General features: G+C 41.5%; 14 protein-coding genes. 3 read left to right on the top strand and 11 right to left on the bottom strand.

Annotated features, from left to right (window positions below):
* Positions 1 to 35: 35 nt before the first annotated feature.
* Complete coding sequence (locus BLQ18_RS10265; RefSeq protein ID WP_090295089.1) at positions 36 to 3,416, top strand: ThuA domain-containing protein; 3,381 nt, start codon at positions 36 to 38, stop codon at positions 3,414 to 3,416.
* A gap of 72 nt (positions 3,417 to 3,488) precedes the next feature.
* On the opposite strand, the gene BLQ18_RS10270 is transcribed toward BLQ18_RS10265, so the two are convergent.
* The 4 genes from BLQ18_RS10270 to BLQ18_RS10285 all read right to left on the bottom strand — a co-directional run bounded on the left by BLQ18_RS10270 (position 3,489) and on the right by BLQ18_RS10285 (position 10,268).
* A complete protein-coding gene (locus tag BLQ18_RS10270; protein WP_090295092.1) occupies positions 3,489 to 5,102 on the bottom strand; it encodes a M1 family metallopeptidase in 1,614 nt (537 codons plus the stop codon).
* An 8-nt stretch (positions 5,103 to 5,110) separates the two neighbouring features.
* The gene (locus BLQ18_RS10275; RefSeq protein WP_090295094.1) at positions 5,111 to 6,445 is read right to left on the bottom strand and encodes a M28 family metallopeptidase; all 1,335 of its coding nucleotides are present in this window, start codon (positions 6,443 to 6,445) and stop codon (positions 5,111 to 5,113) included.
* 95 nt (positions 6,446 to 6,540) lie between these two features.
* On the bottom strand, positions 6,541 to 8,061 hold the full coding sequence (locus BLQ18_RS10280) for a nuclear transport factor 2 family protein (RefSeq protein WP_090295097.1): 1,521 nt from the start codon (positions 8,059 to 8,061) through the stop codon (positions 6,541 to 6,543).
* Positions 8,062 to 8,063: 2 nt separating this feature from the next.
* Complete coding sequence (locus tag BLQ18_RS10285) at positions 8,064 to 10,268, bottom strand: bifunctional alpha,alpha-trehalose-phosphate synthase (UDP-forming)/trehalose-phosphatase (protein ID WP_090295100.1); 2,205 nt, start codon at positions 10,266 to 10,268, stop codon at positions 8,064 to 8,066.
* Between the two features lie 103 nt (positions 10,269 to 10,371).
* Here BLQ18_RS10285 and BLQ18_RS10290 point away from each other — a divergent pair, with 103 nt between their 5' ends.
* Positions 10,372 to 12,171 (top strand): glycoside hydrolase family 15 protein, encoded by a 1,800-nt coding sequence (locus BLQ18_RS10290; protein ID WP_090295102.1) that lies wholly within the window; start codon positions 10,372 to 10,374, stop codon positions 12,169 to 12,171.
* 65 nt (positions 12,172 to 12,236) lie between these two features.
* Here BLQ18_RS10290 and BLQ18_RS10295 read toward each other — a convergent pair whose 3' ends face one another.
* The 7 genes from BLQ18_RS10295 to purL form a co-directional block, all read right to left on the bottom strand.
* Positions 12,237 to 14,045: an acyl-CoA dehydrogenase family protein gene (locus BLQ18_RS10295; protein WP_175443745.1), complete on the bottom strand. Its 1,809-nt coding sequence runs from the start codon at positions 14,043 to 14,045 to the stop codon at positions 12,237 to 12,239.
* Positions 14,046 to 14,066: 21 nt separating this feature from the next.
* Positions 14,067 to 15,257 carry an acetyl-CoA C-acyltransferase gene (locus BLQ18_RS10300; protein WP_090295107.1) on the bottom strand — a complete coding sequence of 397 codons (1,191 nt, stop codon included), beginning with the start codon at positions 15,255 to 15,257 and terminating at the stop codon, positions 14,067 to 14,069.
* A gap of 40 nt (positions 15,258 to 15,297) precedes the next feature.
* On the bottom strand, positions 15,298 to 15,651 hold the full coding sequence (locus BLQ18_RS10305; RefSeq protein ID WP_090295110.1) for a four helix bundle protein: 354 nt from the start codon (positions 15,649 to 15,651) through the stop codon (positions 15,298 to 15,300).
* 40 nt (positions 15,652 to 15,691) lie between these two features.
* Entirely contained in the window at positions 15,692 to 18,097 is a 2,406-nt protein-coding gene (locus BLQ18_RS10310) for a 3-hydroxyacyl-CoA dehydrogenase/enoyl-CoA hydratase family protein (RefSeq protein ID WP_090295112.1), read from the bottom strand.
* A 15-nt stretch (positions 18,098 to 18,112) separates the two neighbouring features.
* Complete coding sequence (locus tag BLQ18_RS10315) at positions 18,113 to 18,565, bottom strand: MarR family winged helix-turn-helix transcriptional regulator (RefSeq protein ID WP_090295115.1); 453 nt, start codon at positions 18,563 to 18,565, stop codon at positions 18,113 to 18,115.
* Positions 18,566 to 19,042: 477 nt separating this feature from the next.
* Complete coding sequence (locus BLQ18_RS10320) at positions 19,043 to 20,812, bottom strand: AMP-dependent synthetase/ligase (RefSeq protein ID WP_090295117.1); 1,770 nt, start codon at positions 20,810 to 20,812, stop codon at positions 19,043 to 19,045.
* A gap of 127 nt (positions 20,813 to 20,939) precedes the next feature.
* Positions 20,940 to 24,611, bottom strand: coding sequence for a phosphoribosylformylglycinamidine synthase (gene purL, locus BLQ18_RS10325; RefSeq protein ID WP_090295120.1), 3,672 nt, complete (start codon positions 24,609 to 24,611; stop codon positions 20,940 to 20,942).
* A gap of 237 nt (positions 24,612 to 24,848) precedes the next feature.
* Here purL and BLQ18_RS10330 point away from each other — a divergent pair, with 237 nt between their 5' ends.
* The gene (locus BLQ18_RS10330) at positions 24,849 to 26,441 is read left to right on the top strand and encodes an amidohydrolase (RefSeq protein WP_090295122.1); all 1,593 of its coding nucleotides are present in this window, start codon (positions 24,849 to 24,851) and stop codon (positions 26,439 to 26,441) included.
* Positions 26,442 to 26,602: the final 161 nt, after the last annotated feature.

The raw sequence follows: 26,602 nt of genomic DNA on the forward strand, positions 1-26,602 counted from the left end.
CAAAATTTAAGACTTTACAAACTATTTTAATGCACATGAGAAATTACATCTTAGGGGCTTTATGTCTACTATTTGTTCTTGTTGGGTGTGAGAATAAGCGTCAAGGGCCTCCAAAGCTTTTGGTCTTTTCTAAGACAATGGCGTTTAAACATGCTTCTATACCAGCAGGAATTGCGGCTCTGGAAAAATTGGGCCAGGAAAACAATTTTGTGATCGACACCACCACCAATGGAGAACTGTTTACCGATGAAAATTTGGCGCAGTATTCAGCAGTGGTGTTTTTGAGTACCACAGGAAATGTACTAAATGCTAAGGAAGAAGCGGCATTTGAGCGCTACATTCAAGCTGGTGGAGGTTATGTTGGAATTCACGCCGCAGCCGATACGGAGTACGACTGGGGATGGTACAACAAACTGGCTGGAGCTCAATTTTTGAGTCACCCAGCGGGAACTCCCGAAGCGGATTTTATCATTAAAGATAAAAACCATCCATCTACCGAATTTTTTACTGAAACCGTTTGGCATCGTACCGACGAACTGTACAATTACAAGAACATTTATGATGGTATAAATGTATTGGTAACTGTAGATGAGTCAACATACGAAGGTGGTGAGAATGGTGAGAACCATCCAATGGCATGGTACCACGATTTTGATGGTGGTCGCGCTTTTTATACGGCTGCAGGACATACCGATGAAAGTTATTCTGAAGAATTGTTTTTAAAACATGTATTAGGAGGAATCAACTACGCTATTGGCAAGAACTTGGAATTGGATTACGCTAAAGCGAAGTCTCAAATTCCACCAGAAGCTGACCGTTTTAGTAAGGTAGTTTTATCAACAGGTCAATTCTTTGAGCCTACCGAGATGACGGTACTTCCAAACAACGATGTACTGATTGCACAACGTAGAGGTGAGGTGATGTTGTATTCTGATGAAACCAAAGAAATTAGCCAAGTTGCCTTTTTGGATGTGTATCACAAAACCTTGGAAACTCCTGGTGTAAATGCCGAGCAAGGGTTGATGGGACTTCAAAAAGACCCTAATTTTAGTGAAAACAACTGGATTTATCTGTACTATGCCCCAACTGGCGATAAATGGGTGAATAGACTTTCCCGTTTTAAATACACAGATGGGAATTTTGATATGACCACCGAACAAGTTATCCTTGAATTGGATAGCCAGCGTGAAATCTGCTGTCATACGGGAGGTTCCATCACATTCGGACCTGACGGACTTTTATATTTGTCTACAGGGGATAACTCAACTCCGTTCAACGATAGCGATGTAAAGTATGTGAACAATGGGTATGCACCATTGAACGATATGCCTGGCAAAGAGAATTTCGATGCTAGACGTACTTCAGGAAATACTAACGACCTTAGAGGTAAAATCCTAAGAATTAAGGTAAACGAGGACGGAAGCTACGATATTCCAGAGGGGAACCTTTTCCCAGTTGGTACCGAAAAAACGCGTCCTGAAATCTACACTATGGGCCACCGTAATCCTTACAGAATTTCTGTGGATATGAAAAGAGGTTATTTGTACTGGGGTGATGTTGGACCTGACGCGAGAGTGGACAGTTTGGCAACCAGAGGACCTCAAGGGTACGACGAGATGAACCAAGCTAGAGGACCAGGTAACTTTGGTTGGCCTATGTTCATTGGTGATAACTTTGCATACCACAAATATGACTATGAAACTGGTGAATCAGGTAGGGCTTTCAATCCAGAAAAACCTATCAACGATTCCAAGAACAACACAGGTCTAACGGAATTACCTCCAGCGCAGCCCGCTTATGTGTATTACCACTACGGTGATATTCAGGATTTCCCACAAGTTGGAGCTGGAAGTAGAAATGCCATGGCAGGACCTACGTATTGGTCAGATATGTACTCTAATGGAGGTGGATTGCCATCCTACTATGATGGAAAAGTGATTATCTATGACTGGATGAGAGGCTGGATGATGGCCGTTCATTTGTTCGAAGATGGCACTTTCAACAAAATGGAGCCTTTTGCTCCTGAGGTTGAGTTGCACAACTTGATAGATATGGAAATGAGTCCTGATGGACGCGTTTACCTATTGGAATACGGTAGCGGTTGGTTCTCTGCAAACCCAGATAGTGGTTTGGCTTATATTGAATACAATGGAGGCAACCGTCCACCAGTAATTGATAGCTTTACAGTAGATGCAAACTCTGGTTCATTGCCATTAAGTGTTACAGCTACTGTTGAAAGTCATGATAGAGAAGGGGATAGCATGAGCTATGTTTGGGATCTAGGTGATGGAACAACACAAGAAACTTCCGAACCTACCTTGACCTATACTTATGATAAAGCAGGGGCTTACAAATTGAATGTTACTGTTAAGGACCCAGCAGGTGAAGAAGTGACCAGTATCGATCAAACAATTGTTGCAGGAAATGAAAGACCTGTGGTTAACATTGAAATGGGACAAACCAATTCTTCATTCTATATTCCAGGACAACCTATCAACTATAAAGTTTCCGTAACAGATGCCGATAGTGAGGTAAATGAAGACAATGTTTATATTTCTGTTGAATATCGTTCAGGAATGGATGAGGTGAACCAGAGTTTGGGACACCAACAAGTTTCAGGTGCTGTTATGGGTAAAGCTTTGACCCAAAGTTTAGATTGTAAATCCTGTCACAAAGAAAAAGAAGCTTCCATCGGACCAAATTATTATGCGGTATCCGAGAAATACAAGGGAGACCGTCGTTCTACCAATTACCTAATGGCAAAAATTATTGCTGGTGGTTCTGGTGTTTGGGGTGAAGTGGTTATGCCAGCGCACCCGAATGTAACCCAAATGGAAGCTAGACAGATCACGCAATATATCCAATCCTTGACAGGAGGAAATAGAGCGCCGTCACTCCCTATGTCTGGCTCAGTAACTCCTGAGGCGAAGGAGAATGGAGAAGTGTTCTTGTTGACCGCTAGTTATACTGATGAAGGAACTGGAGAGGCATTGCCATTGACAGGTTCTGAAACCGTAGTATTGCCAAGTAACAGCATGTCGTTCCCTGATGGTACACCAACAGAAGGAATGCAGGCCATGACTTTCGGTGGTATGCAGTTACAACTTTTGAATGCTGCGAATGGATGGTTGAAAATTGAGAATACTGACTTGACTGGTGTTAGCAGATTAATGGCCATAGTTGCCTGGCAATCGCCGCCAGCGATCGGTTACACTATGGAGTTGAGGTCTGGATCTCCAGATGGTGAAGTTTTGGGAACAGGAAAACTGAATCCAAATGGACTTAGAGGTCAAGGTGGAGCTATCGTAATTCCAATTAAGAAGACCGATGGTGTTCAACCTGAATTGTACTTAACGTATAAAGCCGAAGGCGAAGGGGCTAGCCCATTCGCAATGACTCAGGTACAGTTTAATTAATAAGCTGAAATAACAACAAAAAAAAGGCTCCGCAATTGCGGAGCCTTTTTTGTTTTATGGAGGTTTAAGAGATTACATCTTGTTGGTTTCAATGTAGAAATTCTTATCAAAGATCAAATTGCTACCCTCCAATTTTTCTGTTTTCCATTCTGAATTAGGGAACAACCATTTTTCAGAACCATCTACGAATACGCGAATAGGCATATCAAAATCTTCGACCACATCAACATAACGGTAAGTCATATTTTCGCCATCCATTTTATATTCCAAAGTTGGAATTAGGGTAGAGCGCAGGTATTGATTAAAGAATGCGGATAAATCTTTGCCAGATTTCTCACTGATATAGTCTTCAATTTGTTGTGTTGTGACTGTTTGATGGTAAAAATCTTTGTTCAGTCCTCGTAGTATTTGTCGCCAAAGCTCATCATCCTCAATTAATTGGCGTAAGGTGTGCAACATATTGGCTCCCTTGTAATACATATCTCCAGAACCGCTTTTATTCACGCCATAAGGTCCAATAATAGGGCTGTCATTTCGGATATTGTCTCTGGTGCCAATCACATATTCCGCGGATGCATTGGTGCCATAATGATAATCCAGGTACAAGTTTTCCGAATAGGCCGTAAAGCCTTCATGTACCCACATATCCGCAATGTCTTTGTAGGTTATGTTGTTGGCGAACCATTCGTGACCTGCTTCGTGAATAATGATAAAATCAAATTGCAGCCCCCAGCCTGTTTTAGATAAATCGCGACCTAAATACCCATTTTGGTATTTGTTGCCATAGGTAACGGAACTTTGATGCTCCATGCCTAAATAAGGCACTTCCACCAATTTAAAACCATCCTCATAAAAAGGATAGGGGCCAAACCAATGTTCAAAAGCACGCAACATCATGGAAGTTTGGGCAAATTGCTTTTTCGCCTTTTCCAAGTTTTCAGGCAGAACATAATAATCAACTTTTAAAGGCCCTTTTTCACCATCATAAGTTTCACCAAAATGAACGTAGTTTCCAATATTTATGTTGACGCCATAATTGTTGATGGGATTTTTTACTACCCAATTAAAGGTTTTAAAATCTCCTTTGTCCTCTACACTCTCCAATTGTCCATTGGAAACATCCATAAGGTCTTTGGGAACCGTCACACTAATGCGCATACTATCCACCTCGTCGTACATATGGTCTTTGTTGGGCCAGAACACACTAGCTCCCAATCCTTGACAAGAAGTCGCTACAAAAGGATTTCCATTTTCATCGGTATCCCAAGAAAAACCGCCATCCCAGGGGGCATTTTTAGCTTCTTGTGGATTACCAGAATAGGTGATTTTAAGCTCGTTGAAATCTCCAGGTACCTGTTTTTTCTTCAGTTTGATGAAATGCGCATTGCCCTCCGAATTAAACTTCAATTTTTTGCCATCTTGGGTGATGGACTCAATTTTCATGGGCTCTTGGAGGTCTATTTGAAGTGTTTTGGCTTCTTTCAACACCTTGTATCTTACCAAGTTTGAACCTGAAATGAATTTTTTGGAGGGTTCCACTTTTACATCGAGGTGGTAATAGTTCAAATTCCACCATTCACGCTCAGGGGTAATGCTTCCCCGCAAGCTGTCTTGTCGCGTAAAATTTTGGGCATTAACTCCCCAAGCCCCTATCATAAGGGCTGCAATTAATAAAACTCTTTTCATAATTGAAATTATCTAAAAACTTTGTTTGGGAAAACCACTGGGCTTTCGTGACCGTCTTTACCAACAGCGGCAATGCCAAAGAAGAAATTATCGATTACGATGCCTTCCAATGTATGTTCGGTTACATCGCCAACATATCTAAAATTGTCCCAAGTTGGGGAAGTGGTGTCTCTCCAATAGATTTTGTAGCCAACGGCACCATCCACCTTGCTCCATCTAAGTTTGGCATTAGGTTCTACAATTCCGCCAATCTCAACGGTTTCTGGAGCTGCTGGAGCCCATGCGATTGAAGCCAAGTTAATGGAGTTAACTGCCGTCAATTTTGCGGCATAACCAAAGTTTACGTGCTCCAATTTATCACCGTATGCAATGCCATCTTCTACTCGGATATCTTGGTGCTGTTGCGTATAATTTTCGTGCGCTTCCATAATTCGGATACCAGCAAAACCAGCATCGTTAAAAGGTCTATGGTGTCCGCCACGTCCAAATCTATCCAAGCGATAGATCATCATAGGATTCATTTCGGGCATATAGGTCTTTGTGGTTTTGTACACATAACGCGCTAATTGACGGGAAATCCCATCAACTTCACCACCATAAAAACGACGCGCTCTGCGTTGATCTTCGGTTTCAGTGGGCGGAACTGGTTCAGAGAAAATTCTGAAATCCCTGTTGCTCACCACACCATCAACCCCCGTGATGTTTCCAATCATATCGTTGTTTAGGATGCCTACAATATCCCAACCCTTTTCTTTTGCATATGCGGCCAAACCTTTTCCACCGTATAGTCCTTGCTCTTCACCAGACAAGCCAACAAAGATGATGCTGCTTTCAAAGGTGTATTTGGAAAGTGCCCTTGCAGCTTCAATAGTACCTGCCATTCCACTCGCATTGTCATTGGCCCCTGGGGAATCGGAAGTGTAATTGGTCGGGTCGCTAACTCTCGAATCAATATCACCGCTCATTATAATAAAGCGGTTTGGAAATTTGGATCCTCTTTTTATGGCCACTACGTTAACAATGTCCACATCCTTTACGATTCGGGCATTGTCTCCTTTTTTAATCAAATTACTTTGGTAAAAGACCTCCAAACAGTTGCTGCATTCAGAAGAAATTTTTTCAAATTCCGATTTGATCCATCTTCTTGCGGCGCCAATACCTCGGGTTTGGGAGACAGTATCGGATAAAGTGTGTCTTGTTCCAAAATTCACTAGAGTAGTTACATCACTTTCAATACGTTCCTCGGAAACGGAGTTGATGATGTCATAAATTCGAGTATCGGTTTGCGCTTTTAATAGCGATAGGCAGAAAAATGCAAATAGTAAAGTGAAGTAATGCTTCATGATAAGTTGAGTTGGTTTTCTTTGAAAGTTTAAAGGCTTGAAATTAGTAAAAAGGTCGCTTAACCTCCAATTGTGACCGACCAATTTTCAAAAGCCTAATCAATAAAGGTGACTTTGGCAATTTTACCATTATCCACCTCATATATGGCGACGGCACTTATATGGTTTCCATTGACAGTAATGTATTCTTCGTCAATCACTTTATTGCCGATGACTATTCTGTTTTTTATTTCACCATGTAAGTCTGGAGTACTATCAAAAAAGCCTCCGTATTGCGCTCTCATACTTTTTTTGCCTGAAGCAAAGAGTTTGTTTGGGAAATTAAGAAGCTGCACATTGTTCGCATAGGTTTCCAAAAAGCTATCAATATCCCTTGAATTATAGGCTTTAAGTTGGTCTTTCACCACAGCTTCGGCATCAGAAAGGGATTCCTCAGGAAAAATAAAGGTCATTGAGGTGATTTGACCATTGTTGATTTTGTAGATGGCCACTTGATGTCCCTCTCGGCCGTCTACCCAAGTTTTTTCCTCGTCGATCACCGTATTCCCCAAGGCAATTCGTTGTACCACTTCGACTTTGGAGCTTTTGGTATTTAAAAAAAAACGCTCGTAGTTCTCTAACATGTTGTCCTTGCCTTGATACATACTGTTGTCTGGGAATCGCTGGACTGAAACATTATCGGAGAACCGCGCTACGAAAGCATCTAGGTTTCGGTTGTTGAAAGCTTCGACCTGTTTTTGAACAATGGCAGTTGGTGATTCTTCAGCAACAAATGCCAATCGTGTTTTTGAGGGGTTGATTGCGATACGTGAAATATTGTTGATTTCACTCTGCTCAAAGGAAATATTGGTTTTCCAATCCTCCTCTTTGCTTAAGTCAAGGGTTAACAAAGAATTATTGTGCCCTGTAATTAAAAGGTTTGGACCCAACCAGCAGATATCCTCTTCTTTTTGGTATGTACTAGCCAGTTTTGTAATAGTTTTCAACTCCACATCCAAAGCATTGATTGCCCAATCTTTTTTGCTCTTGTCAATAAAACTCACCTGCTTGATGCTAGGAATTTTATGGAGTGAACGGCCAACATTTCGAGCTACTGTGGAATGTGTGCTATCTGAAAGGTTAATTATAACAAGATCCATTCTATTTTCGACCAAAACCGTTGCCACCAAGGTGTTTTTGTCAAACCAGACATGATAGCCTATTTTTAAATCTGAAATAGGGCTTGATTCTCCTTTTAAATCATATTCGTAAAGACGTTGAAGGCCATCCAAATCCAATCGAATTGCTGAAAAAGCATTTTTGCCTGGTATTTTTAATGGGGAATATTCGCTGCCCGTCGGGGTATTGGTCAACCATTGTGTAGTACTGCCTTTTTCTATGTTGAACTGTAAAATATCGGTCTGATCTTGACGCGTAGCTGCAAATAGTACGGTATCGTCATCCCAAAATGATGGTTGATTATCGTACCCATCATTATTGGAAATGTTTTTGGGATTGGTCAAGAGTGGTTTGTCATTTTGTAGGACCAAATCAAAAAGATAGACCTCGGTGTTCGACTGCGCTTTCACAGTCACACAGAAAATCACACTTATACAAAGACAAATCCTCAGTTTCATGGTCAAATAAACCTTTTTAATAATTCCCTTACTTTTTTGGTGCTTTCCACATGGTATTTCGCCTGTGTTTTCTGTAATCCCACTTTTACCGTAACGGCCGAATTAGGCAGGTCTTGGAACATAAATTCATCTGTCCAATCGTCTCCAATGGCAAATACAAAGTCGTAATCATCTTCTCCGAGCATTCGTAGGGCAGCACGTCCTTTGTTTACGTTACTGTTTTTTACTTCCATTACCTTATTCCCGTTGAGTACACTAATATCGTCGTTCCCGATAAGACTACGCAGAACGGTATTGAGTTCTGTAGCACGTTTTTCCCCAAAATCTGGATCAGTATTTCTGTAATGCCATGCTAAAGAATAATTCTTCTCTTCTATAAAGGAACCAGGGGTACGGTCTACGAATGATTCCAAAACAGGTCTAATTTTTTCCATCCATTCGCCTTTCACTTGTTCCAACATTTTAAAATCGTGGCCTTCTTTAGAAATCCAAACCCCATGTTCCACGATCATGTTATATTTTTTGGGAAGGAACCAACGACCAAAAGTCTGTTTGTCCCTGCCGCTGATCAAGAACAAGGTCGTGTTTTCTTGTCCACTTAATTCATCCAAAAGCTCGTAAAGATCATCATCAGGTGATGCCTTTTGAGGGTCTTTGTGAAATCCTGCCAAAGTACCATCGTAGTCCAAGAATAATAGTCGTTTTTTAGCACTCACGTAGCTATCTTGAATATCAGAAAGGATTTTATCCGACATTTTTTCTGAAATGAAGGCCTTTCCAATATCTCTTTTTTCATTAAGCGCATTCATAAATTCATTGGCCCAAACCTCTACATTATAACGTTCTAATCGTTTTTGGAGGAAAGAATTACGTGAAATTTGCTCCTCCACAGGCATGTAAAAGGCCTGTTTTAAAGTGTCTGCTTGCTCTTCAAAATTGTTTGGGTTGATCAATAGAGCTTCATTCATCTCGTAGGCAGAACCTGCCATTTCACTTAAAATCAAAACTCCTGTTTGATCTGTTCTGGTGGCAATATATTCCTTGGCAACCAAGTTCATTCCATCACGTAAAGGGGTCAACCAAGCAATATCGCTCGAAGTATACAGGTCTATCAAACTTTCAAACGGTAGCGAACGATAAAAATACCAAATTGGCGTCCAGTTTACGGTGGATAATTCTCCGTTTATCCTACCCACCAGTTCATCAATTTCTTTTTTCAACAATTGATATTGGGGAACATTGGAGCGGGAGGGAACCGCTAAAATTATCAGTCGTACTTTTTCTTTGAACTCGGGATATTTCTTTAGAAAATACTCAAAGGCATTCAGGCGTTTTGCAATTCCTTTACTGTAATCCAAACGATCTATGGAAAGAATGAGTTTGGTGTCGGGTGCGGAAGCTTTGTGGTTGTCCAATCGCATTTGTAGATCACTGCGCTCTTTCGATTTCTTGGAATCGTGCATTATGGCTGCGTCCTTGAATTTTTTATAATCGATTCCCATTGGGAACGAGTCCACTTTAATCACCCGATTGTCCAAATAGACATCATTAAAACTCACATCCAATCCTAAAAGCCTTCTCACGGAACTTAAAAAGTGTCTTTCGTAATCGTAGGTGTGGAATCCAATCAAGTCAGAACCCAAAAGGCCTTCCAAAACTTCTTTACGCCAAGGCAAGGTTCTGAAAATCTCATAAGATGGAAATGGAATATGTAAAAAGAAGCCAATGGTCGTATTCGGTCGTTTCTCGCGCACCATTTGTGGCACCAACATTAACTGGTAATCGTGCACCCAAATGGTATCGTCCTCATCCGATTGCTCAATAATGGCATCAGCAAATTTTTGATTCACGGATTTGTAGGTCTCCCAAAAATCCAATTCAAACTCCGAATATTCTAAAAAGTAATGGAACAACGGCCATACAGTTCGGTTACTGAAACCAAAATAAAAACCGTCAATTTCTTGAGCATTTAGGTTCACTTTTGCACAGCCTTGTTCGGCCAATGCCTTGTCGATATCATCTTCCAATTCGGGCGGGGTTTCCTCATCGGTTAATCCCGACCAACCAATCCAAAGGCTTTCACTGCCACTGTGAACGGATTTCATCCCTGTTGCCAATCCGCCAACACTGGGGGTTGCAGTAATGGTTCCATTGCTAATTTGTAACTGAACTGGTAATCGATTTGAGATTATGATAGTTTTACCCATAAAAGGATGATTTTTGGCAGATTTTAATTTTTTGTTTCCTTAAAAATCGGGAAATTCAGCCGCAAAACCAATTCCTTTTAACCCTTTTGAGAATATTTGAACTATGGACAACTTGAATTATGGAATTATTGGCAACTGTCGGAGTGCGGCATTGATTTCCAAAGAAGGTTCTTTGGACTGGTGTTGCCTGCCCGAATTTGACTCAACCTCGGTTTTTGCCAAACTACTCGATGAAAAAAAAGGAGGTAGTTTTGAAATCATGCCTATTGGGGATTATACCATAGATCAGGAATATTTTGAACACACCGCTATTTTGGTGACAACATTCACGGAGGGTGACAATGTGTTCGAGGTGCATGATTTTATGCCTCGACACCATAAAATGAATGGGAAGTACTTGGCACCACCAGAAATTATCCGATATATAAAATATATTTCTGGAAGCCCTAAAGTGCAATTTAAGTACGACCCAAAGTTGGAGTATGCGGTAGGTGAGACCAATCACTATGTAAAAAAGGATTTTATTGCAAGCCTTACCCACGAACAAAAATACGACACCCTCTTTTTATACACCTCATTTGACAAGGAGGGGGTTTTGGACAGTAATGCCATAACCTTAAAGGAAGATGGTTATTTTTTGATTTGCTACAACGAAAAAATATTAAAACCGTCTACCCAGAAAGCGTTGTTGGAACTGGAACGTACCAAAGTGTATTGGATGGATTGGGTCGACAAAACGCCAACCTATAAAAAATTCAACAAACAAATTATTAGGAGTGCGATAACCCTAAAAATGTTGACTTACGATAAAACAGGGGCGGTTTTGGCAGCAGCTACTACTTCCCTTCCTGAAACCATAGGAGAGGTGAGAAACTGGGATTATCGTTTTTGTTGGATTCGTGATGCTTCCATGGTGATCAAGGTCGTGTCTGAACTTGGGCACAAGAATTCGGCCAAGAGATACCTACAATTCATTATTGATTTGATGCCAGATAAGGATGAGAAACTCCAAATTATGTATGGCATAAACAGGGAAAAGAAGCTCACAGAGATTTCGTTGGACCATTTGGAGGGTTACAAAGGTTCCAAACCTGTGAGGGTGGGAAATGCTGCTTATATGCAAAAGCAAAATGATATTTATGGCATTTTGATGGATGTGATTTACGAGCAATTAAGACTTTTTAGCAATGATATTGAAAATGTGGAAGAGCTCTGGAACATTACCAAAGGTATTGTTTGGATTGTGGGGAAACACTGGAGGGAACCAGACAAGGGAATTTGGGAATTTAGAGGTGAAGACAGGCATTTCACCTTTTCAAAAGTATTGTGCTGGGTAGCTTTGGATAGGGCTATAAAAGTGGCTAAAATGTTTGGCAAGACCCGCAAGCTCGAAAAATGGACAGCTCTTGAGCAGGAAATTAAAGAAGACATTCATACCAATGCTTGGAACAGCGATATCAATGCATTCGTGCAATCCTATGGTTCGCGCCATTTGGATGCCTCAGTTTTATTGATGGAGCCTTATGGCTTTATTCACCCACGTGACCCTAAATATGTAAACACGGTCAAAGCGATTGAGAATGAATTGAGCAATGATGGGCTGTTGTACCGTTATAAAAATGAAGATGATTTTGGACTTCCGTCTTCATCGTTTACCATTTGTACTTTTTGGTTCATTAATGCTTTGTATAAGATTGGGGAAGAGGAAAAAGCCTTGGAACAGTTTGAAAAATTGCTCAGCTACAGCAACCATTTAGGGTTGTTCAGTGAGGATATCGATTTTAAAACGAAGCGATTGTTGGGGAATTTCCCGCAGGCGTATTCGCATTTGGCATTGATTGAATGTGCCATCAACTTCTCGGGAAAGAAAAGAGACGAAATGATTTTAGAATCCATTGGATAAAAAAACGCTCCTATTAGGAGCGTTTTTCAAATCCACTTGGGTTTTTCACCCAGAAGATATCTGAATTAGTCAAAGGTATACCCGTTATCAGCAGCTACTTTATCCGCAATTTGCGTACGAAGTGCCACTACATTGGGTTGGTTTGTGTATTTGGTGAAGCGTTTCAAGCCCATCAACATCATACGTTGTTCATCACCTTCAGCAAAGGAAACAATACCTTCCTTGGCTTTTTGTTGGATGATGTCCACAGCTCTGTACAAGTATAATTTGGACATGGCTATTTGTGCAGCTTGACTGTCTTCACCAAAACGTTTTGCGTTTTTCTCAGTTCGTAAAATGGCAGATTCGGCCATATAAACTTGAATCAAGATATCGGAAGCGGCCATCAACAACATTTGGTGTTTTTCCAAATCTGGTCCAAATTTTTGAACGGCACTACCAGCCACCATCAAGAATACTTTCTTCAATCGGGCCACCAAATCTTTTTCTTCAGCGAATAATTCCGAAAAATCAGGAGTTTCAAAGGATGGAATTCCCATCAATTCTTCTCCAACTGCAGTTGCAGGTCCTAAAAGGTCAACATGTCCTTTCATGGCCTTTTTTACCAACATCCCTACGGAAAGCATACGGTTAATTTCGTTGGTTCCTTCATAAATTCGGGAAATACGGGCATCTCTCCATGCAGATTCCATTGGGGTATCGGCGCTAAAGCCCATTCCGCCGAATACCTGAATTCCTTCATCGGTAGTATGCTGTACGTGTTCGGAAACAGCCACTTTCAAAATGGAACACTCGATGGCGTATTCTTCCACGCCTTTAAGTTCTGCTTCTTGGTGTGAGTTTCCACTTGCTTCGCGAATGGCGATTCTATCTTCGATGTTTTTCGCTGCACGGTAACATGCGGCTTCATCAACATAGGCATTGGTAGCCATATCAGCAATTTTGGCCTTAATGGCACCAAAATTCATGATAGGAGTTTTAAACTGGATACGCTCGTTGGCATATTTGGTGGCTTCGTTCACAATACGACGTTGTGCCTCCAAACAGGCTGCGGCCAATTTTATACGACCAATGTTCAAAGCATTCATCGCAATTTTGAATCCGTTTCCTCTTTCGGAAAGCATATTTTCAACTGGAACTTTGGTCTCGTTGAAGAATACTTGACGGGTAGAAGAGGAGTGAATTCCTAATTTCTTTTCTTCATCACCTAAAGAAATCCCATTTTCAGGGTCGTTTTCCACAATGAAACCTGTGATGTTCTTGTCGTCCTCGATTCTAGCGAAAACGATGAACATATTGCAGAATCCAGCATTGGAAATCCACATTTTCTGTCCAGAGATGCTGTAGTATGTTCCATCTTCGGACAAAACAGCTTTTGTTTTCCCTGAATTGGCATCAGAACCTGCTCCAGGTTCAGTCAAACAATAGGCGCCGAACCATTCACCAGTAGCCAATTTAGGGACATACTTTTGTTTTTGCTCTTCAGTTCCGTATAAGGTGATTGGCATGGTACCGATTCCTGTGTGAGCACCAAAGGCGGTACTAAAAGAACCTGTTGCCCCAGAAATGTAATCGCAAACCAACATGGTGGAAACAAAACCCATTCCCATTCCACCGTAAGATTCAGGAACAGCTACGCTCAAAAGACCGAGTTCGCCTGCTTTTTTCATACATTCTTCGGTGTAGGCGTAGTCTTTTTTCTCAAATCGTTCCCAATGTGCCCAAAGTTCTCGGTCTACGAATTCCTTTGTGCTTTCGCGCATCATTTTTTGTTCTTCATCAAGGTCTTCAAGGGTGAATACGTCTTCACATTTGGTCTCCTTGACCAAAAATTGACCTCCTCTCAGTATGTCTTTTTCAATTGTATCGCTCATGATTTTTTGTGTTTAGTTTAATTAATTAAGGAATTCGAATATACCCGCAGCCCCTTGTCCAGTTCCTACGCACATTGTGACCATGCCGTATTTGCCTTTCATGTCGCGCTTGCGCATTTCATCAAATAGCTGCACCGATAGTTTTGCTCCAGTACATCCCAGTGGGTGACCAAGTGCAATGGCTCCACCGTTTACATTTACTATTTCTTCATTTAAACCTAATTCACGAATTACTGCCAATGATTGTGATGCAAAGGCTTCGTTCAATTCGATAAGGTCAATTTGGTCTTGTTTTAACCCTGCTTGTTTCAATGCTTTTGGAATTGCTTTTACAGGGCCTATCCCCATAATTCTAGGTTCAACACCTGCTGCGGCATAGTTGACTAATCGCGCAATAGGTTCCAAGTTAAGTTCTTTTACCATTTCTTCGCTCATTACCATAACAAAGGCAGCGCCATCACTCATTTGGGAAGAGTTCCCAGCGGTGACACTTCCACCAGCGGCAAAAACGGGTCGTAATTTATTCAAGGTCGGAATATTTGTTCCTGCTCTTGGGCCTTCATCCTTGTTTACGGTATAGGTGTTGGTTTCCTTTTTACCCGCGGCGTTTACAAAGGTGTGTTCGACCTCGATAGGAACAATTTGGTCTTGAAAACGGTTTTCTGCCTGAGCTTTTAAGGCTTTCATGTGTGAATTGTAGGCAAAAACGTCTTGGTCCTCTCGAGACACTTTGAATTGTTTGGCAACGGCTTCTGCAGTCAATCCCATGCCCCAGTAGTAGTCTTCATGTCCTTCTTTAGCAGTGGCATAGTCTGGTGTGGGTTTGTACCCTCCCATCGGAATGTAGCTCATGCTTTCGGCCCCTCCTGCAATAATGCAGTCGGCCATTCCCGATTGGATTTTTGCCGTGGCAATACCAATGGTTTCCAATCCTGATGCGCAGTAACGGTTTACGGTTACCCCTGGAACATCATCCACATTAAGTCCCATAAGGGAAATAAGTCGTGCCATGTTAAGGCCTTGTTCCGCTTCGGGCATTGCATTTCCGACGATAACATCGTCGATGCGCTTTTTATCCAATTGCGGAAGCTCTTTCATCATATGCTCAATGGTCTCCGCAGCCAGTTCGTCTGGTCTTTTAAACCTGAACAATCCTTTGGGCGCTTTGCCTACGGCTGTTCTGTATGCTTTTACGATATATGCTGTTTTCATTTAATAGATCTTAGATTTTAGATAGAAGATTTTAGAACCCTCACTTCGTAAATTTTTTAATTAAAGTGTAATTGATTTTTTGAATTTCTTCCAATTGATTCAAAATAGGTTTCAAATCATTTTCAGTAACAAACCCCAATCTTTGTGATAAGACCAATTGGGAAAATAATTCATTTGAAGAGCCGCTTGCAATACCAAGAAAATTTTTGAACTCTCCTTCCGTATTTCTACCTGCACCCTCAGCTACATTTGATGGAATTGAGACAGCGCTTCTCCGAATTTGACTTGTTAAACCATATTTTTCGTCATGAGGAAATTTCAATGTTAGTCGATAGATGTCTTCCACAAGGTTGATTGCTTTTTTCCAAATCAGCAAATTTTTAAAATTGTGCATATCTGATATCTTAAATCTTATGTCTTACATCTATTCGCAACTAGTTGCGAAGCGGTTTACCAGTTTTCAACATGTGTTGGATACGCTCCAATGTTTTTCTTTCGGTACAGAGGGAAAGGAATGCCTCACGCTCCAAATCCAAAAGATATTGTTCGGTAACCATGGTAGCTTCAGACAAATCTCCACCAGCCATTACGTAGGCCAGTTTGTCCGCAATCTTCTTATCGTGTTCCGAAATGTAGTGTCCAGCCTCCATGGAATCTGTTCCTACCAAGAACATTCCCAAGGCTTGTTTTCCGAGGACCTTTACGTCTTTTCGTTTTACAGGTTTGGTGTAACCTGCTTCGGCCATTAATTTGGCATGTGCCTTAGCCGTTGCAATCTGACGGTCCTTATTGACTACCACCACATCTTTTCCTTTTTGAAGTATACCCAAATCGAAAGCTTCATAAGCTGAGGTGGATACTTTTGCCATTCCAATGGTCAAGAAATATTCTTGAAGCACGTTCAGTTCTACGTCATTTTTTCTAAAGGTATCGGAAGCGCGGAGCGCCATTTCTTTGGAACCACCTCCGCCAGGAATAACACCTACGCCAAATTCAACCAAACCAATATAGGTTTCGGCAGCGGCAACAATTTTATCTGCATGTAATGAAAGTTCACATCCACCGCCCAAGGTCATGCCGTGCGGGGCAGAAACTGTTGGAATAGAGGAGTAGCGCATGCGCATCATGGTGTCTTGGAACATTTTAATGGCCATGTTCAGCTCATCGTATTCTTGTTCCACGGCCATCATAAAGATCATTCCAATGTTGGCACCTACCGAGAAATTGGCCGCTTGATTACCGACCACCAATCCTTGGAAATCCTTTTCCGCAAGGTCGATGGCTTTGTTCAAACCAGCGAGCACATCTCCGCCGATGGTGTTCATTTTGGATTGGAACTCGCAGTTGAGGATTCCATCGCCTAAATCTTCGATAACAACACCACTGTTTTTGAACACCTCATTCGATTTTCTGATGTTGTCCAGAATAATGAATGCATCCTGACCTGGAACTTTTTCCATGGCCTTTTTACTGATGTCATAAAAATAGGTGGCACCATCTTTAACGGTGTAAAATGAATCCACACCTGCGGCTTTCATGTCGGCAACCCAAGAAGCGGCTTCTAAACCTTCAGCCTTGATGAATTCCAAGCCTTTTTCGAGTCCAACTGCGTCCCAAATTTGAAACGGACCATGTTCCCAGCCGAAACCAGCTTTCATGGCATCATCTATTTTATAGAGCTCATCCGAAATTTCAGGAATACGGTGGGTCACATAGGCAAACAGGGCTCCAAAACTCTTTCTGTAGAATTCACCGGCTTTATCTTTTCCGTTTACCAATACTGGAAATCGGTCTATGACTTTATCAATGGTTTTGGTAAGCTCCAAAGTGGCAAATTTTGCACTCTTTTTGGAACGGTAATCCATGGTATTCAAATCCAAGGTTAAGATTTCGCTCTTACCATCGTCTCCTTTTACTTTCTTGTAGAACCCTTGACCTGTTTTACTTCCCAACCATTTGTTTTCCATCATAGTGCTGATGAAATCGGGCAGTTGGAAAAGTTCGTGGCGCTCATCATCCTTACAGTTTTCACTGATTCCGTTAGCCACGTGTACTAAAGTATCCAAACCAACCACGTCTACTGTACGGAAAGTGGCCGATTTTGGTCTTCCGATGACAGGTCCAGTGAGTTTATCCACTTCCTCTACCGTCATCCCCATTTCTTTTACGGCATGGAAAAGACTTTGAATGCTGAAGATTCCGATTCGGTTCCCGATAAATGCGGGAGTATCTTTGGCAACCACAGAGGTTTTGCCCAAGAATTGCTCTCCGTAGCCATTTAAGAAGTCCAATATATCTTGAGATGTTTTTGGACCAGGTATTATTTCGAAAAGTTTTAAGTATCTGGCTGGATTGAAAAAGTGCGTTCCACAAAAGTGCTTTTGGAAATCTTCACTTCTTCCCTCACTCATAAATTTAATTGGAATTCCAGAGGTATTGGAAGTAATTAGGGTGCCTGGCTTTCTGTGTTTGTCCAGATTTTCGAATACTTGTTTTTTAATGTCCAAGCGTTCCACCACCACTTCAATAATCCAATCCACATCGGCCACTTTGGAAATGTCATCTTCCATATTCCCAGTGGTAATGCGATTGGCAAATTTTTGATGGTAAATAGGGGAGGGTTTGGATTTTAATGCGGCTGTCAAGGAATCGTTTACGAGACGATTGCGAACCACTTTATCCTCCAAGGTAAGGCCATTGGCCTTTTCCTTTTCGTTGAGTTCACGTGGAACAATGTCCAACAATAACACCTCGACCCCAATATTGGCAAAATGGCAAGCAATGCCACTACCCATAATACCAGAACCAATTACGGCAACTTTGTTTATATGCCTTTTCATGTGCAAGTTTGTAAATTAATTATTAGCTGTTTTTATAGTATAGATTTTCTTGTCGACAATAAGTTTGTTGATGACGTCCACGGTTTTAAAAAAACCGCTTAAATCTTGTTCGGAAAGGTGTTCTTTCACTACATCGTTAAAACGAAGCACCACTTCTTTGGAACCTTCACGTTTTTCAAGTCCGAGAGGGGTTAGGTGAATAAGTACACCACGACCATCGTTTGGATTGGGTTTTCGTTCGATGAAACCTCTTTCTTCAATATTTTTTAATATTCTGGACAAACTTGTGGCCTCCATTCCCATTTTTGGCCCCAAAGCTGTACTTGGGGTACCTCCTTTGGGATCAATGCTCAACAAAGTGAAACCTATGGCCATGGTCAATTCGTAGTTTTTGGCTTCTTCGTTATACATTTTGCTAACCGCTTGCCAAGTTGCCCTGAGTGCGTGATCAATGGTCAAATCCTTCATAAATCCAGTTTGGTGTTTCCAAATATAACAAAATTTATTATGCATGCATAATAAATTTTGGTTAAGTATGAAGGTTTTGTTTTAAAGTTTGAAAGCTGGATTTTCGGACTTTTAGATTATAAGAGTAAAGACCGTCAAATAGGAATAGTTGTAGGTATCGAAAAATGATAATTGGTTTTAATTGAATATGAGCAATTGTAAAAGGGATTTCTCACACTCCCTTCGTTCGGTTCGAAATGACGGACTGTCATTCTGAGGGAGTGAAACGACTGAAGAATCTATTCCACCATGGACTTTGGCTTTTACAGAAATGCCTAATAACAAAGTCTTGGCTTTTGTCTCTTGATTCTTGTTTCAAACAGGAGATTCTTCACTTCCGTTAGGCTTGCTTCGACTCCGCTCAGCAACCACCGCTCATGCATCGGTTCAGAATAACAATTGAGTATTGTTAATTGATTATTGACAATTGAACATTGATTAATACCCGTAGATATCGTTGTAAAGCGACAAGTATTTCTCTTTTACAATTTTACGTTTTAGTTTCATGGTCGGGGTCAAGTGTCCGTCATCCACGCTCCAAATATCTGGAGTTAGCCTGAATTGTTTTACTTTTTCCCAGCGAGCAAATTCTTCATTGGCCATATCCACTTCTTCTTGGAAACGGGCATTAACTTTTTCATTTTGAACCAGATCCTCATTGTCACCCAAGGTGATATCATGTCGTTTAGCCCATTCCCTAACAAATTCAAAATTGGGCTGGATCAACGCTGCAGGCATTTTTTCACCTTCACCGATGACCATGATCTGTTCTATAAATCGAGATTGTTTAAATCTATTTTCCAACAACTGGGGTGCCACATATTTACCTCCTGAAGTTTTGAACATCTCTTTTTTACGGTCAGTGATTCGAAGGAATCCTTCGGCATCTACTTCTCCAATATCCCCGGTGTGGAAATAATCACCTGTCATAACTTCGGAAGTCTTTTCAGGGTCTTTATAGTAGCCCAACATCACATTAGGGCCTTTGCATAAAATTTCTCCGTCTTCGGCTATTTTAACTTCAACACCGTCGATAATTTTACCAACTGTGCCTATTTTCCAACCACGATTACGTTGATCGTTTACGGCAATTACTGGGGAGGTTTCGGTAAGCCCGTAACCTTCCATCACAGGCATTTCGGCAGCACCAAATACTCTTGCCAATCTTGGTTGAAGAGCAGCACTACCAGAAACCATTACAGAAAGTTTTCCGCCCAAACCTTCTTTCCATTTACTAAAAATTAGTTTGCGAGCGATGGCCAGTTTTTGTTTGTACATCCAACCATTGGCATTGTAGGGTTCAAATTGTAACCCCACATCTACGGCCCAAAAGAATAGTTTTTTCTTGATTCCTGTTAAAGCGGCTCCTTTGGCAATGATAGCGTCGTACACTTTTTCCAACAAACGGGGCACAACCGTCATTACTTCTGGGTGCACCTCTTTTATGTTATCACTGATCTTATCCAGTCCTTCCGCAAAATGAATTTCGATACTGCAATATTGATAGAGGTACAATAGCATACGTTCGAAAATATGGCAAACGGGCAGGAAGCTTAAAGCAACTCCTCCGCTTTCAAAAGGCACTCTTTTTTCACTGGAAACTACATTGGATACGATGTTGTTATGGGACAACATTACACCTTTAGGTCTTCCTGTGGTACCCGAAGTATAAATCAAAGTTGCTAAATCTTCTGGCTTAACTGCAGCTTTTAATTTTTCAACTTCCTCTTGATTTGAAGTGTCTTCACCCAAATCCAAAACCTCTTTCCAGTTTTTGCAATTATCCAATTCATCAAAAGAATAGACCTCATGCAAATTTTTAAGTTTGGAACTGATGGCCAATACTTTCTCCAATACTTCAGCACAAGAAACAAAACAGAATTTGGCTTCAGAGTGATTCAAAATATACTCGTAATCCTCCTCTGAAATGGTCGGGTAGATAGGAACATTCTGTGCTCCGATTTGAAGAATTCCGATATCCATGATGCTCCATTCCGTGCGATTGGTCATGGAAATCACGGCAACCTTATCGTTGGGTTTTACGCCCAAACGTAATAGGGCTCTACTTACCGCATTGGCTTTATCTACGTATTCTTGAGTGGAGGTTGCAATCCATTTGCCATTGCTTTTGGTGACCAATGACTTTTCGAGGGGATGATTTGTAAGCTGGTAATAGGGAAAATCAAATAACCGTGAAACAGTTTGCATAGTAAGTTTTATGTTAAGCGGTTGCAAATTAGCAAAACAGACCTTAACTAAGAAACTGATTTAACAATTAACTTGTATAATTATTGCAAAATTCCCAATAAATCCTCGCTTACCCCAGACGGATTTATTAATCTTCCAAGTTTTCCAACCAAAGTCTTGCATTCACAAATGCCTGTAACCAAGGGGATACCACATCGTTTCTATCCTTTGGATAGTGCGCCCAGTTCCAAGGGAAGGTGGAACGCTCAATGTGAGGCATGGTCACTAAGTGACGACCTGTTTTGTCGCAAAGCATGGCAGTATTGTAATCACTTCCGTTTGGATTGGCAGGATACCCCTCATAACCATATTTGGCCACAATGTTGTATTGGTCCTCGGCATGTGGTAAGCTGAATTTACCTTCGCCATGACTGATCCAAACTCCTAAAGTTGTTCCCGCTAAGTTGGAAAGCATTACAGAGTTGTTTTCTTGAACCTTAACAGAAGTGAAATTACTTTCGTGCTTGTGTGAATCATTGTAGGTCATTCTACCATGAGTGCCATGTTCTGGGTTGATCAAATCCAATTCCATGAACAACTGGCAACCGTTACAGATTCCAACAGATAGCGTATCAGGTCTTGCAAAGAAATCTTTCAGAGCCTTGTTCGCTTTTTCGTTGTATTTGAAAGCTCCGGCCCAACCTTTGGCACTGCCCAACACATCGGAATTGGAGAATCCACCCACTGCACCAATAAATTGAATGTCTTCCAAGGTTTCCCTACCTGTGATCAGGTCTGTCATGTGTACATCTTTCACATCAAAACCAGCCAAATACATGGCATTGGCCATTTCACGTTCGGAATTACTTCCTTTTTCACGCAGAATGGCTGCTTTTGGTCGGTGGCTGAGCGAAGTCGAAGTCATCGGAAGTTTCCCATCAAAATTTTCTGGGAAACTATATTCTAATGGCTGTTCCTTGTAGTTTTCATAACGGTCTTTGGCCAAACCGTTCGCGGTTTGCTTGCTGTCCAACAAATAAGATGTTTTAAACCAAGTGTCACGTAATGAAGCAATGTTCAATCCGATTTCGATACCATTGTTTTTGATTTCCAAAGTACTTTCGGAAGTTGGCTTACCGATTTTGGCAAATTCAACTCCAGATGCTTCCAGTACTTTTTCCACTGATGCGTCTTTGGCTTGGAACACCAAGCCTATGTTTTCGGAAAACAATAGTTTGATGGTATCTTGTTCGCCAAGAATTGATAAATCCAATTGGGCGCCCAAATCGTTATCTGCAAAGCAGAGTTCCAAAAGAGTAGTGATCAAACCACCAGATGCCACATCGTGACCAGCCAAAATTTGACCGTTCTTGATTAAATTCTGTAGGGTGTTGAAGGCCGTTTTAAAATAACCAGCTTCCAAAACGGATGGAGCTTCATCTCCGATTCCATTCAAAATTTGGGCAAAAGAAGAGCCGCCTAACTTGTGGCTATCTTTAGATAGATTGATGTAATAAATGTCACCACCATCTTTCTGCAAAACAGGCTCCACCACTTGGTTGATGTTATCACAATTTGCAGCAGCGGATATGATTACTGTTCCAGGAGACAATACTTCAGCATCTTTATATTTTTGTTTCATGGAAAGAGAATCCTTTCCTGTGGGCACGTTAATGCCCAATTCAATCACAAAATCAGATAAGGATTCCACTGCGGAATACAAACGGGCATCTTCACCTTCATTTCTACATGGCCACATCCAGTTGGCAGAAAGGGAAACGGATTTCAAACCATCTTTCAATGGCGCCCAAACAATATTCGTCAAGGATTCAGCAACGCTGTTTCTACTACCCGCAACAGGGTCTATCAATGCGGAAACAGGGGAGTGGCCAATGCTGGTGGCAATCCCTTCTTTTCCTTTGAAATCCAATGCCATTACACCGCAATTGTTCAAAGGTAATTGCAAGGGACCAGCGCATTGTTGCTTTGCCACACGTCCACCCACACAACGGTCCACCTTGTTGGTCAACCAATCCTTGCTCGCAACAGCCTCCAATTGCAATACTTGCTCTAAATAATCGTGGAAATTTTCCAACGAATAGGACAGGGCAGGATATTTCTGCTGTGCCGTTTTATCATCCATGATGGTTTTTGGGGAGCTTCCGAACATATCGGAAAGTTCCAAGTTCATTGGGGTTTCTCCTGTTTCCTTGGAAGTGAATTTAAAGGTATGGTCGCCTGTAACTTCACCCACATTGTACATTGGAGCACGTTCACGAGCAGAAACTCTATCCAACAACTCTAAATCCTTTTCCCCGATTACCAATCCTATTCGTTCTTGGGATTCGTTCCCGATCAGCTCTTTTTTGGAGAGTGTAGGATCTCCAACAGGCAATTTATCGGTATCAATGGTACCTCCAGTTTCCTCCACCAATTCAGACAAACAGTTTAGGTGTCCACCTGCACCGTGATCGTGAATGGATACTATCGGGTTATCATGACTTTCAAACAGTCCGCGAACGGCATTTGAAGCTCTTTTTTGCATTTCAGGGTTGGAACGTTGTACCGCATTCAACTCAATAGCGGAACTAAATTCACCAGTATCTGCACTAGAAACGGCGGCTCCACCCATTCCGATTCGGTAGTTGTCACCACCAAGAACCACAATTCTGTCTCCTTTTTTAGGAGTATCTTTTAAGGCTTGGTCGGTTTTTCCGTAACCGATACCTCCAGCCATCATAATTACTTTATCGAAGCCCAACTTTCTCGCTTCTTCTTCGTGTTCAAAGGTTAGAACAGAACCAGCAATCAAGGGTTGTCCAAATTTATTTCCGAAATCGGATGCTCCATTGGATGCTTTGATCAAAATATCCATAGGAGTCTGGTACAACCAATCTCTTTCTTTCATTCCTTTTTCCCACGGACGATTTTCTTCCAAACGGGAGTAGGAGGTCATATAAACAGCAGTTCCAGCCAAAGGCAAAGAACCTTTTCCACCAGCCAAACGGTCACGAATCTCACCTCCAGAACCTGTTGCAGCCCCATTAAAAGGCTCCACGGTTGTTGGGAAGTTGTGGGTTTCCGCTTTTAGTGAAAGCACGGAATCAAATTCTTTTTCTTCGTAAAAATCAGGTTTGTCGGCCGATTTTGGCGCAAACTGAACTGCTTTTGGCCCTTTTATAAAGGCTACGTTGTCTTTGTATGCTGAAACAATATCGTTTGGATGGGCTTCTGATGTCTTTTTAATCAATTTGAATAGGGAAGAGGGTTTCTCTTCTCCATCGATCACAAAAGTTCCGTTGAAAATTTTGTGTCTACAGTGTTCGGAATTCACCTGACTGAACCCAAACACTTCGGAATCTGTTAACTTTCGGCCCAATTTTTTGGCCAAACTTTCCAAGTATTCCACTTCATCTTCGCTTAATGCCAATCCCTCTTTTTCGTTGTACGCGGAAATATCATCAATCTCTTGAATGGCTTCAGGAACAATATTGATAGTGAAAATATCCTGACCCAAAGAGGAATATTTCTGTGACAACATCGGGTCAAAATCAGTAAAATCCTCTGAAACCCCATGGAATTCCTCAATTCGGATAATTCCTGTGATGCCCATATTTTGGGTAATCTCGGTGGCGTTGGTACTCCAAGGAGTGACCATTGCGGCACGTGGCCCAACAAAAAAGGCGTCGAGTGACGCCGCTTCAATCTTAGGCTGGTTGCCAAACAACCAAGTCAGTTTGTTACTATCTTCCTGTGCGATTTCCTGAGTGGTTTGGACGGCAAAAACCTTAGTAGCCTTGTCCCCAAAAAAATGGATCATACAATCTTTGCGTTGAACGGTTTAAGAAAGTGCAAAAATACGATTTTACTGTGTAATTCTTCCTACCCAAAAAGGGTTTTGTTAACCAAGTATTGTTGATAGTATGGATGGTTGGGAAAATAGCGCCATAAAATTTATTAATTCGCTAAAAGTGTATGTGCTCAATCATTTTTTGAGCCTCGTATTGAACATGTTTTGCTATCTTAGGAGAATTATAGCTAACTCAAAACCAACCTTATGAAAACAACCAAAATCCTGTTATCTGGGATATTGCTTTTCGCTGGTGTTGCCACTGCAACTGCTCAGAAAAAGTACTCAAAAAGTCAAGTTAAAAAATTCAAGGCCGAAGTGGAAGCCATTGTGGAAGCCAACAAAAAGCAAACACAAGTAATGGTGGACAAAATCTTCAGCTTTGCTGAACTTGGATTTCAAGAAGAAGAGAGTTCCAAATACCTTACTGGAATTTTGGAAGAAAACGGATTCACCATTGAACATTCCTTGGCCAATATTCCAACATCATGGATGGCTACTTGGAGCAATGGGGATGGCCCTGTAATCGCTTTGGGAAGTGATGTGGATTGTATTCCAAAAGCATCCCAGTATCCTGGTGTAGCTTATCACAAACCCATTGTGGAGGGTGCTCCTGGACATGGCGAGGGACACAATTCAGGAATTCCGTTGAATATTACTTCTGCGCTTGCCGTAAAAGAGGTTATGGAAAAAGAAGGTATTGGAGGTACTTTGATTCTTTGGCCAGGTATTGCCGAGGAATTGGTAGCTGCCAAAGCTTGGTATGTTCGTGATGGTCTTTTTGATGATATCGACATGTGTATTTTTACCCACGTGGGAAGCAATTTGGGTGTATCCTATGGTCCAACCAGAGGAACAGGATTGATTTCTGTTGAGTATATGTTCGAGGGGGAATCTGCCCACTCCGCAGGTGCACCTTGGAGAGGACGTAGTGCCTTGGATGCTGCAGAACTCATGGATGTGGGATGGAACTACAAAAGAGAGCACTTGGATCCTTTGAAAAGATCACATTCCATTTTTACAGACGCAGGTGATCAGCCAAACGTAGTGCCATCCAAAGCTGGAATCTGGTTCTATTTTAGAGATGTTACTTATGAAGGCATTATGGATATGTATGCCCAAGCCAACGATATTGCCAAAGGTGCTGCATTAATGACCAAAACAACCATGTCTTCCCGTATTTTGGGAACTGCATGGCCAAGACATTACAACAAAGTGATTGCCGAAACCATGTATGAAAACATCAAGCAGGTTGGATTGCCTACTTGGACCGAAGCTGACCAAGCATTGGCAAAAGCCGTTCAAACCGAAGTGAAATCCAAAAAAATCGAGGGACTTCCCACTGAATTGTCTGAATTGGGTCTTCCTGTGACTGAACCAGTGAGTGGTGGATCTGATGATATTGGTGATATTTCATGGAAAGTACCTACGGTTACCATGCGTTTTCCATCCAATATTCCTGGATTGCCAGGTCACCACTGGGCCAACGCGATTGCCATGGCAACTCCGATTGCACATAAAGGCGCGACCGCTGGAGCCAAGGCTGAGGCGATGACCATAATGGATTTCTTGTTGCAACCTGATTTGTTGACAGGTGCTTGGGATTATTTTACCAACGTTCAGACCAAAGAGACCAAGTATGAGCCAATGATCTCTGCTGATGATATGCCTCCTGTGTATTTAAACAAGGATAAGCAAGATATGTTTAGACCTGCTTTGGAGAAATTCTACTATGATGAAACCAAATATGATACCTATTTGGAGCAGTTGGGAGTGGAGTATCCTACCGTAAAACAATAATTTAATCAACTGTCACATCGAGCGAAGTCGAGATGTCAATAGCGTTCTCGACTCCGCTCGAACTGACAGTTCTATTTATTTCTTCATTTAGATTCTTCAGTCGTTTCACTCTTTCAGAATGACAAAAGTGGATGAAGTTTGATGCAATTCCTGCGAAAGCA

This window comes from Flagellimonas zhangzhouensis (assembly GCF_900102925.1).
GTDB lineage: Bacteria > Bacteroidota > Bacteroidia > Flavobacteriales > Flavobacteriaceae > Flagellimonas > Flagellimonas zhangzhouensis.

Excerpts from the sequence above, each read along its gene's own strand:
- BLQ18_RS10265 (WP_090295089.1), top strand. The coding sequence starts at position 36 with ATGAGAAATTACATCTTAGGGGCTTTATGTCTACTATTTGTTCTTGTT.
- BLQ18_RS10270 (WP_090295092.1), bottom strand. The coding sequence starts at position 5,102 with ATGAAAAGAGTTTTATTAATTGCAGCCCTTATGATAGGGGCTTGGGGA.
- BLQ18_RS10275 (WP_090295094.1), bottom strand. The coding sequence starts at position 6,445 with ATGAAGCATTACTTCACTTTACTATTTGCATTTTTCTGCCTATCGCTA.
- BLQ18_RS10280 (WP_090295097.1), bottom strand. The coding sequence starts at position 8,061 with ATGAAACTGAGGATTTGTCTTTGTATAAGTGTGATTTTCTGTGTGACT.
- BLQ18_RS10285 (WP_090295100.1), bottom strand. The coding sequence starts at position 10,268 with ATGGGTAAAACTATCATAATCTCAAATCGATTACCAGTTCAGTTACAA.
- BLQ18_RS10290 (WP_090295102.1), top strand. The coding sequence starts at position 10,372 with ATGGACAACTTGAATTATGGAATTATTGGCAACTGTCGGAGTGCGGCA.
- BLQ18_RS10295 (WP_175443745.1), bottom strand. The coding sequence starts at position 14,045 with ATGAGCGATACAATTGAAAAAGACATACTGAGAGGAGGTCAATTTTTG.
- BLQ18_RS10300 (WP_090295107.1), bottom strand. The coding sequence starts at position 15,257 with ATGAAAACAGCATATATCGTAAAAGCATACAGAACAGCCGTAGGCAAA.
- BLQ18_RS10305 (WP_090295110.1), bottom strand. The coding sequence starts at position 15,651 with ATGCACAATTTTAAAAATTTGCTGATTTGGAAAAAAGCAATCAACCTT.
- BLQ18_RS10310 (WP_090295112.1), bottom strand. The coding sequence starts at position 18,097 with ATGAAAAGGCATATAAACAAAGTTGCCGTAATTGGTTCTGGTATTATG.
- BLQ18_RS10315 (WP_090295115.1), bottom strand. The coding sequence starts at position 18,565 with ATGAAGGATTTGACCATTGATCACGCACTCAGGGCAACTTGGCAAGCG.
- BLQ18_RS10320 (WP_090295117.1), bottom strand. The coding sequence starts at position 20,812 with ATGCAAACTGTTTCACGGTTATTTGATTTTCCCTATTACCAGCTTACA.
- purL (WP_090295120.1), bottom strand. The coding sequence starts at position 24,611 with ATGATCCATTTTTTTGGGGACAAGGCTACTAAGGTTTTTGCCGTCCAA.
- BLQ18_RS10330 (WP_090295122.1), top strand. The coding sequence starts at position 24,849 with ATGAAAACAACCAAAATCCTGTTATCTGGGATATTGCTTTTCGCTGGT.